Annotated in this window: 10 protein-coding genes; 5 read left to right on the top strand and 5 right to left on the bottom strand. The window is 42.2% G+C overall.

What is annotated here, in order from left to right; all coding sequences use genetic code 11:
- Positions 1-12 precede the first annotated feature (12 nt).
- The 5 genes from QVH07_RS07875 to QVH07_RS07855 all read left to right on the top strand — a co-directional run bounded on the left by QVH07_RS07875 (position 13) and on the right by QVH07_RS07855 (position 6,059).
- On the top strand, positions 13-1,803 hold the full coding sequence (locus QVH07_RS07875; RefSeq protein WP_289999617.1) for a M14 family metallopeptidase: 1,791 nt from the start codon (positions 13-15) through the stop codon (positions 1,801-1,803).
- Between the two features lie 85 nt (positions 1,804-1,888).
- Complete coding sequence (locus tag QVH07_RS07870; protein WP_289999616.1) at positions 1,889-2,605, top strand: hypothetical protein; 717 nt, start codon at positions 1,889-1,891, stop codon at positions 2,603-2,605.
- Between the two features lie 54 nt (positions 2,606-2,659).
- Entirely contained in the window at positions 2,660-4,663 is a 2,004-nt protein-coding gene (locus QVH07_RS07865) for a hypothetical protein (protein ID WP_289999615.1), read from the top strand.
- On the top strand, positions 4,660-5,496 hold the full coding sequence (locus tag QVH07_RS07860; protein ID WP_289999614.1) for a DUF2490 domain-containing protein: 837 nt from the start codon (positions 4,660-4,662) through the stop codon (positions 5,494-5,496). The genes QVH07_RS07865 and QVH07_RS07860 overlap by 4 nt, the downstream gene beginning before the upstream one ends.
- Before the next feature lie 161 nt (positions 5,497-5,657).
- Positions 5,658-6,059: a DoxX family protein gene (locus tag QVH07_RS07855; protein WP_289999613.1), complete on the top strand. Its 402-nt coding sequence runs from the start codon at positions 5,658-5,660 to the stop codon at positions 6,057-6,059.
- A gap of 184 nt (positions 6,060-6,243) precedes the next feature.
- Here QVH07_RS07855 and QVH07_RS07850 read toward each other — a convergent pair whose 3' ends face one another.
- The 5 genes from QVH07_RS07850 to QVH07_RS07830 form a co-directional block, all read right to left on the bottom strand.
- On the bottom strand, positions 6,244-6,933 hold the full coding sequence (locus QVH07_RS07850; RefSeq protein WP_289999612.1) for a HupE/UreJ family protein: 690 nt from the start codon (positions 6,931-6,933) through the stop codon (positions 6,244-6,246).
- Positions 6,930-8,171 (bottom strand): DUF4198 domain-containing protein, encoded by a 1,242-nt coding sequence (locus QVH07_RS07845; protein ID WP_289999611.1) that lies wholly within the window; start codon positions 8,169-8,171, stop codon positions 6,930-6,932. The genes QVH07_RS07850 and QVH07_RS07845 overlap by 4 nt, the downstream gene beginning before the upstream one ends.
- A 132-nt stretch (positions 8,172-8,303) precedes the next feature.
- Positions 8,304-9,707, bottom strand: a complete 1,404-nt coding sequence (locus QVH07_RS07840; RefSeq protein WP_289999610.1) for an efflux transporter outer membrane subunit — start codon at positions 9,705-9,707, stop codon at positions 8,304-8,306.
- A complete protein-coding gene (locus QVH07_RS07835) occupies positions 9,704-12,874 on the bottom strand; it encodes an efflux RND transporter permease subunit (protein ID WP_289999609.1) in 3,171 nt (1,056 codons plus the stop codon). The genes QVH07_RS07840 and QVH07_RS07835 overlap by 4 nt, the downstream gene beginning before the upstream one ends.
- A 4-nt stretch (positions 12,875-12,878) precedes the next feature.
- Positions 12,879-14,006: an efflux RND transporter periplasmic adaptor subunit gene (locus QVH07_RS07830; RefSeq protein WP_289999608.1), complete on the bottom strand. Its 1,128-nt coding sequence runs from the start codon at positions 14,004-14,006 to the stop codon at positions 12,879-12,881.
- Positions 14,007-14,166: the final 160 nt, after the last annotated feature.

The raw sequence follows: 14,166 nt of genomic DNA, 5'->3' as shown, positions 1-14,166 counted from the left end.
AACCTTTTCTATATGCGAAAACTGTTAGCCCTTCTCCCTTTTATCTTCTGCTCTCTTGCCCAGGCCCAGGATTTTATGCCTCCACTGATTCCATGGTCTGGAGAAAGCGAAAATCTCTTAGTGGATAAATCAAACCCATGGGTTACACCTTTTGAGCTTTCTGATGGTCTAGAATCTCCGAATTATGAGGAGACAATGGCATGGCTAACAAAACTCGCAAACGCCAGTCCCTTGATTTCCATGACTTCCCCTGCAATGAGTGAGCAAGGCCGAATAATTCATATGATGATCGTCACAAAGGAGAATCGTTTTTCGGCGGCAGAACTTGCTAGCTCAGAAAAACCTTTGATTTTAATCCAGGCGGGAATTCATTCGGGAGAAATAGATGGGAAAGATGCTGGAATGATGTTGCTACGAGATATTGCCTTCGGCACAAAGCAGAATTTACTTGACGAGGCCAATATCCTTTTTATCCCTATTCTTAATCCTGACGGCCACGAGAGAAGCAGTGAATACGGCAGAGTAAACCAGCGTGGTCCCAAAGTGATGGGCTGGAGAACAAATGCCCAAAATCTAAATCTGAACCGAGACTACACCAAACTGGAAACAGCAGGTGTTAGACTCATCGCTGATATTATGAATGAGTACGATCCAGATTTATACATCGACGTGCATGTCACCGATGGGGCTGATTATCAATACGATATCACTTATGGCTTTGTAGAAACAGGAGGTTACTCTCCCGAAATTTCATCTTGGCTAGCTGGGAATTACAAACCTGAAGTGGATCAGGCACTTCAGGATCAAGGTCACATTCCCGGGCCATTGCTTTTTGCGGCGAATGGACAGGATTTTACCAGAGGAAACGTAGCTTTCGCATTTAGCCCAAGATTCTCCCATACTTACGGGGATATTCGTCACACGGCATCGATTCTTGTTGAAAATCATTCACTAAAGCCCTTCAGACAAAGAGTTTTAGGAACTTATGTGTTTTTGGAGCAATCCATCCGCTCGCTAGGAAATCACTTTCAGCAGCTCCAATCCGCCGTAAATTCTGATATCAATCAAGCTAAGGAATCCATTGTCGTGAAATATAAGTTCAGAGATACCCCTGCTGATACCATGACTTTTTTGGGAATTTCTTCCAGTAAAAAAGTTTCCGAGATCACCGGTGCAGAATATGTCCAATGGGAAGGCAAACCTATGCAGCAGCAAGTGCCAACTTTATACATGGATGAACCTGTGAACTCTGTTCCTATTCCCCGAGCTTATTGGATCTCAGCCGAGTGGAGCGAAGTAATCGAAAAAGTAAAGCAGCATGGAATACAAGTGGAAACACTGGAAGAACCGAGAGAAATTAAATTAGAATATTCGCGTCTCACTGACTTTTCTATGAACCCCTCGCCCTATGAAGGGAGGATGCGGGTGCAATCAATGGAACTGGAAAAGGAGTACAGAACCCTTACTCTTCCAGCTGGTTCCATCAGAATCGAAACCGATCAAAAGCTGGGTGAACTAGCCGTAATATTAATGGAACCTGAGTCAGTTGATTCCTTTTTTCAATGGGGATATTTCAACTCCGTTCTATCCCAAACAGAATACATGGAGCGATACATAATGGAGCCCATGATGGAAGAGATGCTAGAAAAGGATGCCGATCTAAAGGCGGCCTTTGATGCTAAAAAGGCTGAAGATGAAAACTTCATCAAAAATCCACGTGCTGTTTATCAGTGGTTTTATAGCCAGACGCCTTACTTCGATCAAAACTGGAAAGTAATTCCTGTGGGTAGAGAGTGGTTTTGAATGATGGAGAGTCTTTAGAAAGCAGTCTCAGTTTGCAGTCAAAAATATTCACTTAAAAGCAAAGTCGGGATTGATAAAAAACAGTATGAGCCAAAAGAATGTAGACCATAAAGAGTTTCTAGATAAAGACGTGGTGATTCACTACCAAATGGGTTTTGATCTCAAAGATTTTAAATCCAGAATAGCCTATATAACGGCTGAGATTGAAAAAGTCAGACCAGATTTCGATCACGAATTTGTTGAAAATAGATTGGCCTTTTATATCGCTCATTCTTACCTGGACGCTGACAAATTTGATTTAGCCATTCCATATTTCGCGAAAGAGCACGCATTAAGGAAAGAAACCGACCCTTTTTATTTATTTCCTATCCAGATGCTGATTCGTTGCTATGGTGAAATTGGAGATTTCGAAAAAGGTCTTCATTGGTTCAAAATGGCTATAATTCATTTCGATCAGGCAAGTGGATTCGATAAGCTTACCACACTCAAAGAATACGTGCATTTGATTACGAAAACAGGACATCATTTTGATGAGCAATACATCTACCTGATTGAAGAAATCACAGAGGAACTCGGATTTCATGAAACCACAGGAAACTCAATTGAAAGAATTCTAGACCTTTGGAAGGTCAATCTAAAATGGAATCGAAGAATGTGCGATATCCATTTACTCAAGGAGAAGGATATCCCAATAGAAATCGAGCTTTGGAAAAATTACATAATTGAATGCGAAGTTGGTTGGTATAGGGCTTACGCTAAGAATTATATAGCTGACTTAAAGAAAAAGAACGCAGACATCTGACCGAAAAAATTTCTATCAGCTAATTTTTTTCTTTGACATTTCTCAACTTGCTAAGTGCTTTTTGGCAAGGGTTTTGGACAGGAGGCCAACATGCTGAAAAAGGTTTTCGGAATTTTTATTTTTCTACTACCCGCTCTGGTTCATTCACAGGAAATAAGAACCTACGAGGGAGGCTATACCTTCAAGGGACTCAGAGGTACGGCGAGGCTTTCCTATACCCTGGATGAAAACCTGGATCCCATTTTGAATGGTCCGTTTTCATTTTCTTTCAGCAAAATGGACAGTCTGAAGAGTGGTCTTTTCAGAAAACTTTTGGCCGAAGGCTCCTACATTGAAGACCAGAAAACCGGGAACTGGAAATATTATCAGGAGACTTACCAAGTTGCGATAAAGGACATTTTCAATCGGGAGATTCAAGCCTCTTTGTCGTCAAATTTGGTGGAATTACAAGCCGCATACAAGGATGGGCTATTGACCGGTCAATGGGATTACTCTGAGAAGCAATTAGAAAATGAAGAATACATAGATGTCTTCGAAGCCAAAAACCTGACCTTTGAGCGGGATAGTCTTGTAGGAAGGGTAAATTTTGTCTCCCAAAAACCAAATCGACCATATCAGATTTCAGGCCAGATTGGCGAAGAAGGGCTGATGGAAGGAACTTGGGAGTTCATCTATTTCGTAGACAGCACCTTGACCATTAATGAACAAAGGCGCTACGAACAGGGGTTTCTCATTGGTCTTTCTAAGGTCAATGATGTGACGAAGGAGAAAATTGACGAGGTTGTATTTTTTAATGCTATTGAAAAACTAGATTCCCTAAATCGTGGATTAGAGGTGGATTACAGGGTTTCTGATCAGGCTTTCGGTCTCATTTTCAATGATGGATATGTTGAGAATAGCGAGGAGTTTCAGGAGCAATATTTGGGAACTTTCCTTCTTGAGGATGCCTTGAGCCGAGTCCTTCAATTCGAAGAGGATTTCTTTTCGGAAGAGGGGCAACTGAAAAAATATCCGATTTCCACGCGAAGGTTTGTCTATGCCATTTATGAAGAAGACCAGGATCGATACAATGACATCATCTATCTTTTCGACCAACTTAAAGCTGAAGGGACTCAAAAAGCAGTTTTAGACTTCCTGTCTCTAAACAGGAACACTTCTGACTCATTGGCCTTCAGTGCTGCATATTTTGATTATCTGCAGGAGAAAATAAAGGCCTACGAGCCAGCTGTTGAGCTACTTCGAAATGGGGATATTCAGTATTTCGATACGGAAAACTATCTCAGGGATGGTCTGAAGTTTTTAAAACCACAAGAAGAAATTACCTATAGCTACGATCTAGAGATCAAGGAGAAAACACTGGACTTTCCTCCACTGTCTGAGCAAAAAAATCTGGGAATCGATCTGCTCACCCACATTGAAGCCGAGTGGAATATTTTCAGGGAAGTGGATGCCTTCATCCAAAAGCAGCAAGTAGATTTTAGGCAAAGCAATGAGCTTGATGTGATTGAAGAGCGCATTCTTGAAGAGCAGGCAAGGGTAAAACGAGTTAAGGATTCCATTGAGCCCAAAAATGAACGTCATCAGGCATTGTTGGATTCTACCTATCAAAACCTAAGTACTGACAACTATCAGGAACTTTTGGATCAATACAATGAGACAGAAGGATTCCTTGACAAAGCAGAGGTGGGAGACGAAATGATAGAATTATTCCTATTTCTGGAGGAGAGCCTTCCTGAACTCTCACGCTATGAAAACTTGGCAATTGCTCTGAAAGAAGAATTCACAGAAAAGACCCTTGACCCCTTTACTTTTGAAACCGATTTCGAAGTTTTGCGACAACTTGAACTAATTAAAGCCGCGGAAACTATCGTGGCCTTTGAACTCGAGGAGATCATGAAATCTTCAGATTTTCGGGATGTACAGGTTCATCTTTTAAACCTCGACGCCTTGGAAGGGCGAATACTAGATTTGAAGGGGAGAAACACAAAAAGACTGGAACGAAACCTCAGAAAATCATCTGGGAATGTCAGCCAACTTAAAAAGCTTTTGTCGATATGAGGCATGATGTTTACATAGCATTTCTTCGCACATCTGCCGCGGCATTGATCATGGTGCTCTTTTTAGCTTTGCCGGTAACGGCGCAAACGCAGGATGAACCAGAGGAAGAAGAGAGAAATACTGCAAGAAGATCAGAGCTTTGGAATGGATTCTATACTAAGTATAAAATCGGGAAGAAGCTCTTCTATTACGGGGAGTATCACATACGTACCAGAGATCAGCTCGTCCAAAATATGGGTCAAATTTATCTGAGGTTTGGGCTGAGTTATATTATTAATAAGAATCTGGAAATCACAGGCGGAATCGTCACCCCGTTTTATTGGGCTCCTCCTCAGTATCAGGAGCAAGAGCGACCTTATGATAAGGTGGTAAATCAATTCCGTTTTTGGCAGCAGGCTCTTTTTATTGTGCCTTTGGGCAAAGCAAAAATTTACCATCAGCTCAGAGCAGAGCAACGATGGAGAAGAGACTACTATGTTGGATCTCCGTTTGAATTGACTTTTCGTTGGCGCTATAAGATTTCCACATACATCCCCTTAAACTCATATAAATTCCAACCAGGCACTTATTTTCTGTCCGCTTATAATGAGGTATTTATTCAAACTGGGAAGACCATCATTCGAAATCCTTTTGAGGACAATCGACTCTTTTTAGGCATGGGATACATACTTAATGACAAAGTCCAATTTCAGGTAGGCTATGCGAAAAGTTGGCAACAGAGATCCTCAGGAATTGATTATGTGAACCGAGATTTGATACGCCTTTCGGTCTATCATAATCTTGATTTCACCAAAAAGAAAAGCCCTCCAGTGGATTTTCAGCCAATTTTTTGATCTTGATGAGTTGAAAAGGGAGTCAAGATTTAAACCATCCATCAGGCGCGGATTGATAAGTGGTTACCAGCCATCCCTAATAAAAATGGGCCTATAAAAATCCCCTTTTGAGTTTTAATCGGGATAATAATTTAAAAGGATATTTAAAACCCACATTTTTCATGTCCGAAGCTTTAGCAAGAAATCTCGTCCTTCTAATCATCCGTTTGGGAGCGGGAGCAATGATGCTCACCCATGGTATCCCAAAAATCAGTCGCCTGATGGCAGATGAAGTTAAGTTTGCTGATCCTTTTGGATTAGGACCAACAGTATCTTTGGCATTAGCTACATTCGCTGAAGTGGTTTGTGCAGTGTTAGTGATGGTCGGTTTTAAGCTCAGGTTAGCTACTATACCTTTGATGGTGACCATGCTAACTGCAGCCTTCTATGCACATTGGGATGATCCATTTGGACGAAAAGAACTCCCACTTTTATTTTTTCTGACCTTCCTAGGTTTATTAGTTTTCGGTGGGGGAAGGTTCTCAATAGACGGAGCTTTAGCAAACAGGAAAAGGAGGTACTAACCCATATTCCCACGGTGGACTATTTTATTGTCCTGGTTTCGAATGCATGGCGATCCGAATTGAACAATAACCTGTTGCTCAAAGCTCGAGTTTTAGCTCTACTGATTTGGTACTTTCAAAGAATAACAACGGTAGTTTAAAGGTTTTGAAATGGGTTACTGGTGTTCCTCTATTTTTTAATCCGTCAATGTGCTCCACCAAAATATCCCCATAATTGGAACGCAGTAAGCGCGATACCTGCAAGAACTAAATACACGTTCGAAGCCTTATAAAAGGCATTATAGCTCTCTTTTTGCCTCCAAAAGTTGATTACAAAAATGATCGGAATTAGAGCAGCCACTTGCCCCAGTTCCACTCCGACATTAAAGCTGATGATTTTAGCAAGGATATTTTCCTCCCCCATAGCGAAGGATTGTAGCCGTGTGGATAAACCAAGACCATGTATCAATCCAAAAGAAAAAACCATGGCCAAAAGGTTTGGTGATTTTACTTTGAACACCTTTTCAAAACCACCCAAATTTTCAAATCCCTTATAAAGAACGCTCAGCCCAATCACTGCATCAATTAGGTGCTCATCTACTTTTATTCCCAAATAGGTAGCCCCGATCAAAGTAATGCTATGACCCAAAGTAAACACCGTGATAAATTTGATGATATCCTTAAAGTTCTTCAGATAGAAGATCACACCTCCCAGAAAGAGAAGGTGATCATAACCGGTGAGCATGTGTTTTGCGCCAACCCATAGGTAAGCTAGTAATCCTCCATTATCTAGAATTTGCTGATCGCCTTCGCTCACGTCATGAGCAAAGAGAATCTTCGGTATTAAAACCAATGCCGGAATAAGAAGGAAGCGCAGATTTTTTATGCTTGTCATTTTTTTCGATTAAACCAGAAGAATAGAATAACCAAAAGGATTAAACTACCCCCCCAGAATACATAAGACGGAATACCTTCTTCTTCATGCACATGAGCATCATTTCCATGTTCATGGGAATGTCCTTCTCCAACGGCAAAGGTAAGGGTAGCCCAGTTCGATTCATGGGTAAGACCTTCTTCTGATTTTAATTCCATATAGATGGTTCGGAGATACCAAACACCAGTGGAAGAAATGGGGATGGAAATTACCCCATTCGAATCGGTTCTCAGTTGCATGACGCCTTCATGGGAATGGCTTTCAGAGGACGTTTCTTCTTCATTATGACTATGAGTGGTTCCGTCTTCATGTGTGTGAACTTCGCCTGATTCATGCTGATCCTCATTTTCGTGAGAATGGGTGGTTCCATCACCATGTGTATGTTCCTCCGCTGAATCATGGGTATGAGAATGATTTTCGTCATGACTATGTTCACCATCTGATTCATGAGAATCCTCGTTATCATGTGAATGAGTGGTTTCATCTTCATGAGAATGCTCCTGTCCAGTGTCGTGACTATGAGTGGTCCCATCATCATGTGTATGCATTCCAGGTTCGTCGTGTGAATGATCATGTGCCTCTCCGTCATTCCCAACATAGACTATCTGACCACTAAGTGGCTTTCCTTTCCAAAGCAACTTTACCTTCATCTCATGCCCCGGGTGGATATCATAAGGATTTTCCATGGGAACAAACTCAATGGGATAACCCAGAACAGTCTTCCAATCCTCAGTCAATTCATCCCCTACCTGAAAAATGGTTTTAACGTGCTTTGAATATCGCTCCACTGCAGGCTGATCCATCGCATCATTCTCTTTCCTCCACTCAAGCATATCCAGAACACCATCATGCTCCAGGTAACTATTAAAAGCCTCGGCATCCATTTCAATGTTTCTGGCGGCAGTTGACACTCCAACTAAATAGGTCCCTTCATCACCGGTGGAAATCTCTAAATAAGTACTACTGTCCTTTTCATACCAAAATGAAGTATCCATTTCCGTTCGAGATCCCATCCCAACCAGACTAACGTCGAGCATCCTATCTCGGGAGATGACATTCTCGCTTCGCTCAAATGTTCCATTTAATAGTTGGATAACAGAATCTGAATTGGGCTGCAGGAAGAAATTATCCAATTTCAAAAACATATCGTGCGAACTCAGCACAATAAGGACTACTAGACAGAGGGTTAATTTTTTCATATTAAATTGAGGGCAAGACTATTCGCTATAAAAGTAATCGAAGTAGGCAATAAAGTAAAAGTCAAATTCTAAGAATTTGGAATTCTCTGAATCAAATTTTGCTATCATTTAGGCTACTAGTAAAAAAATAATTTACCAGCCTCCTCCTAATGCCGCATAAAGTCTCGCATAGCTACTCAAAAGTTCAGACTTTGTCCCCGCTAGGTTGAGTTGTGAATCGAATGCCTGCTTCTGAGATTCCAAATATTCAAGGTAACTGGTTACACCTTGGTTGTACCTTTCTTGCGAAAGAAACTGAGCCCGAACCGCAGCCCTGACATGGGCCTCCCTTGCGATCATTTCAGTCTGAAGGGACTGTATATTTACTAAAAGATCTTCAACTTCCCTGAATGCGTTTAAAACCGTCGCTTCATAATTTAGAACAGCTTGCCGTGTACGACTCTCCTCTATATCAACTTGTCTTTGTAAGGCTCCCCAGTTAAACAAAGGCCCGACAAGCGAACCTCCGAGATTCCATGCTGCTCCTGCAGACCCAAGACTACTGAACTGAGTTCCTGCTACTCCCAACAAACCTGTGAGGGAAACATTCGGCAATCTGTTAGCTTTAGCTGCACCAACAAGAGCATTGGATGCAATCAGATCTTGCTCAGCAAAAAGGATATCCGGCCTTCTGGCCAAAAGCTGACTAGGTAACCCTTCTGGTATGGATAAGTCAATCTGCTGTTCCACAAGTGGTGTTCCGGTTGTGATAGATTGAGGAAGCTCTCCAACCAATACACTTAGTAAATGCTCTGTTTGGGAAATAAGTCTCTCCCAAACCGGAACACTTCCTTGAGCAATTGCTGTTTGGATCTGCGCCTGATTCAAATCAATTTCTGCAATAATCCCTTTATCAAAACGCTCCTGAATAATGCTCTCCATGCTATCCCGTAGTGCGTAGGTTTCCTGAGAAATCTGAAGCCTAAGTTTATATTCCAGCAATTGGAAATAAGAGGTGGCCACCGTGCTCATCAGACTAAGTTTAGTAGATCTATATCCCTCCTCACTTGCCAAAATGTTTGCCTGTGCAGCCTCATTAAGTCTTCTGAATTTTCCCCAGAAATCTATTTCCCAGTTCACAGATCCAAATCCAGTAAACAGATTTGTTGTATTTCCAAAATTCTGTGCAAGGGTATTACCCCTTTGTGCACCAGCTGAGTATCCAATATTTGGGAGCATTTGAGACCTTTGAATAACCAATGCACTTTGGGCTTGCTGGATATTTTCTGCTGCAATCATCAGGTCCTGATTGTTCTCCAAAGCTTTCACAATCAAAGTATCCAAAACAGGGTCTTCAAATATCTCAAACCAATTGATGTTTACGAGTGAATCTACTTTCAGCGTATCTACTCTGACGGTATCAATTACCTGTGCATAACTAGAGTCAGTAAACCGGTATTGGTCAGGGATTTCTATCTCCACCCCTCGGTAGTTTTGTCCCGACTTACAGGAGTACAATGTTATTATCGCAAAAATCAGCAAGGATATCTTTCTCATGACTTTTGAGCGTTTAACTGGGCATCTCTCTTTTCTTCGTATTTCGCGAGTTTTCCGATCAGGATAAACAACATGGGGTAAAGAAACACACCCATCAATGTGGCCACACCAATGCCTCCTAAGAGCGCCATACCCATGACTTTTCTGGCTTCTGCACCCGAGCCTGAGGCGAGAATTAAAGGCAGCACTCCAAGAATAAATGAGAAAACGGTCATCAAAATCGGCCTGAACCTAAGCCTTGCAGATTCCACCGCCGCATCAAAAAGGCTATGCCCTTCATCAAATTTCATTTTGGCAAATTCCACGATCAGAATGGCATTCTTGGCGGCCATCGCTATAAGCATTACAAGTGAAATCTGTGCGAAAATATTATTCAGATAAGCCTCATCTACTAATCTCGCTAACCACAAAAAGAGGAAGGCCCCAAATAAGGCGAAAGGGGTTCCTAGCAAAATGGCGAAAGGCATAGACCAACTTTCATACTGAGCTGCGAGAATAAGAAATACGAAAAAGAGAGAGAAGGCAAATACAATCCCTGCCTGACCAGAAGCAGCTTTTTCTTGGTAACTCATAGCGTTCCAACTGTACGTCATATCATCCGGAAGTACTTCTGCCGCCACCTCTTCTAATGCGTCCAATGCCTGTGCCGACGAGTATCCTGAAGCAGGAGCACCAGTCACTTCTGCTGATCGGTATAGATTAAATCGGTTCGTATAGTCAGGACCAGCAATTTTTTTGACATCAACAAAAGTGGAAATGGGAACTGACTCTCCATTATTATTCTTGACGTAGAATAATTCCAGACCGGATTCATTCTGGCGGTACTCCGGTTCGGCCTGAATGTAAGCTTTATATAATCGACCAAACCGGTTGAAGTCGTTTACGTATGCTCCCCCCAGAAAAGCTGCGAATGTATTATACACATCACTTAATCGAACCCCTGTTTTAAGAATCTTATCCTGATTGATCTCCATATAGCGCTGAGGAACCACAGCCTGATAAGTGGTGAATGCAGAGGCGATTTCTGGTCTTTGCTGTGCTGCAGCTATGAATGCATAGGTGTTTTGGGCCAGGTAAGCTGGGTCTTGTCCCTTTTTATCCTGGATCATAATACTGAAGCCAGAGCCATTTCCCAGTCCTGGTATAGCAGGTGGACCTAGACTTATGGCTTGACCTTCCTGAATCTCCTTGGCAAAAATCCTATTGAGCCGTTGCATGAATTCCTTTGCAGTAATATCACGCTCATCCCAATCCTTCATGGTAATGAACATAAAGCCAGAGTTTGGAATAAAGGATCCCGCAAGTAAACTAAATCCAGAGAGCGCAGTGGCATATTCAGTTTCTGGCTGAGCCAATACAATCTCCTCGATTTTCCTCATGGTCTCATCTGTCCGCTGAACTGATGCGGCATTTGGCAATTGAAGATTTACATAGACATAACCTTGGTCTTCCTCAGGAAGAAATCCTCCGGGTACCTGAGTGGCAAAGATTCCTGCAGCCACTAAACTAATCACAACATACAAAACGCCCCGTTTAAGCTTGCCGGCTACCACTTTGGTTGTTGCTGAATAACTTTCTGTACTACGATCAAAGCCCTTATTGAATTTGTCAAAAAATCTTCCCAAAAAGCCTTTTGCTTCACCTGAGTTTGGCTTTAAAAGAAGGGAACAAAGGGCCGGACTTAAAGAAAGTGCATTGATGGAAGAGAAAATTACGGATACTGCAATGGTGATGGCAAATTGCTGATAAAGTTTTCCGGTGATTCCAGCCATTACGGCAACAGGTACAAAAACCGCAACCATCACCAAAGTGGTGGCAATAACAGGAGCGGACACTTCCCTCATTGCAGTGGATGTAGCTGTTTTTGGATCCATCCCTTTCTGCATATTTACCTGGACAGCCTCCACCACTACTATTGCATCATCTACTACTATACCAATTGCCAATACAAGCCCAAGAAGCGAAAGTGTATTTATAGAAAATCCCAGTAATGGGAAAACCATAAAGGCTGCCACAAGAGATACTGGAATCGCAAGAGTAGGGATTAATGTTGCTCTCCAGTCCTGGATAAAAATAAAAACCACAAGAACCACCAAGATCAGAGCAATCACAAGAGTTTCTATTATCTCTGCAATTCCAGCCTTGATCGGAGCAGTAGAATCAAGGGAAACTTCGTATTCTATACCCTCTGGAAAGTCTTCTGCAAGCTCATCCATTGTGGTGATAATTGTCTCTGCCAATTCTACAGCATTAGAACCTGGAGCTTGATACAAGGCTATTATGGCACACTCACTTTTATTTAGTCTCGTAAATGCGTCATAAGACTCCACACCCAATTCCACCCGTGCAATGTCCTTAATTTGAATCTGGCTTCCGTCAGCATCGGAGCGAATCACCACATCGCCAAACTCCTCTTCGGAAACCAAGCGATCCGGAAGTCGGACCGTGTAAGTAAATTCTGTTCCGGCTGGGGCGGGCTCTGCACCAAACTTTCCTCCCGGGGCTATAACATTCTGCTCCCGAATAGCATCGATAATCTCCGTAACTGTAATCCCCAGCTTTGCCATTCTATCTGGTTTGATCCAGATTCTCATTGAGTAATCACTGGCTCCCAGTACATCCACCCTTCCAATCCCTTTTGTTCTGGCCAACTGGTCTTTCACATTGATAATCCCATAGTTTCCTAAGAACTGCTGATCATAGGTCCCATCAGGTGATGTCAGTGTAACGAGCATCAGAATATTAGGCATAGACTTTTGGGTTTTTACGCCAAGTCTCTTAACCTCTTCTGGTAACTTAGGAGTAGCTGAAGCCACCCGGTTCTGTGTAAACACAGTATTCATATCCGGATCGGTACCAAGATCGAATGTCACATCAAGAGACAATGCCCCGGAGTTCGCATTTGTGGACTTCATGTATAACATATTCTCCACACCATTAATTTCCTGCTCCAAGGGCGATGCGACTGACTGCTCTACACTTACGGCATTAGCTCCTGTAAAAGAAGTGCTGACCCGTACCACAGGGGGTGTAATGGCCGGATATTGCTCAATGGCCAGTCCAAGGATGGAAATACCTCCAACTACCACCATAAAAATGGCAATCACAATGGCCACAATAGGCCTTTTCACGAAGAAAATTTGCTTAGAATCGTCTATTTCTGCCATGGGACTATTCGGAGAATTTAGATTCAAAAGGGACAACTACTGGCTGAATTTTTTGTCCGGCGGCCACCTTCTGCAATGCCTCCAATACTACTTGATCCCCTTCTTGAAGCCCTTCGCTAATCAAAAAATAATCTCTGTAGGGACCAAGGATCGTAATACTTTGTTGAACAATTTCATTTTCTTCCCCAACTTTAAACACGAAGAATCGACCCTGAAACTCACTGACGGCTCGCTGAGGAACCAATTTGCCAGCCTTCACCTCCTTCATAGGAGCTCTCACTCTAGCAAATTGACCAGGACGGATTAAACCATTTGGATTAGCAAAGGTAGATTGGATAAGAATGGTCCCTGAGGTAGCATCTATTTGTCTATTAATGAAATCGACGTAACCAACCTGATCAAATTCTACTCCATCAGACAGGATCAACTTAAGAGGTTTTTGCTTATCCGCTCGTCTTTCTTCCAATTGATACTCCCTGAATAACTGCAGATAGTCATTCTCGCTTAGCGCAAATTCCACTCTTACTGAATCTATGAGTGAAACGGTGTTTAGTATGACTGGATTTGGATCCCTGCCCACAAACTCTCCAACTTTTGCTTCAGTTTTACCGATCAATCCTGTGATCGGAGCTTTAATTTGAGTATAACTAAGCTGTATTCCCTCAAAACTCAGCTGAGCCTCCGCTGCATCCACCATGGCCAATGCAGCATCTCGCCTAGCTACCGCCGCATCATAATCTTTTTGAGAAATGGCATTCATAGCAGCAAGTGGTTCATACCTGGCTAAGTCATTCTCTGCTTGTGTTAGGTTTACTTTTGCAGAAGCGAGTTGGCTCTGAGCCACATTCACTCCCTCCTGAAAAGGGTCCGAATCAACAGTGTATAAAAGATCTCCCTTCCTGACCATTCTCCCTTCCTCAAAATGAATTCCTTCAAGATATCCCTCGGCTCTTGCCCTAATTGGAATATCTACCTTTCCATAAATCTGGGCCACAAAATCCTTTTCGAGGGAAACATCCTGGCTTTGAATTTCTACCACATTTACTTCTAAAGGAGGGACTTCTGTGGTTACTTCTGGCTCTCCACAGCCGAATGCCAGAATCGATACTGCAAAATAGAGGCTTCTCTTCATTTCAAATAATGATTTAAACTGGGCTTTTACGTACCAAATTATTGTCATGAAACTATCCAAAAAAGTAGTAGAAACCTATAATAATACCTTTTAAAAATCTCTTCCCCCGACCATCCTAAAAAAGCCTAAATCAGAATTTGACAATTCAGTCTCGAAAATC

Source organism: Algoriphagus sediminis (assembly GCF_030403435.1).
GTDB lineage: Bacteria > Bacteroidota > Bacteroidia > Cytophagales > Cyclobacteriaceae > Algoriphagus > Algoriphagus sediminis.
The sequence above is the reverse complement of the archived record's forward strand: the minus strand, read 5'-3'. Positions and strand labels throughout refer to the sequence as shown.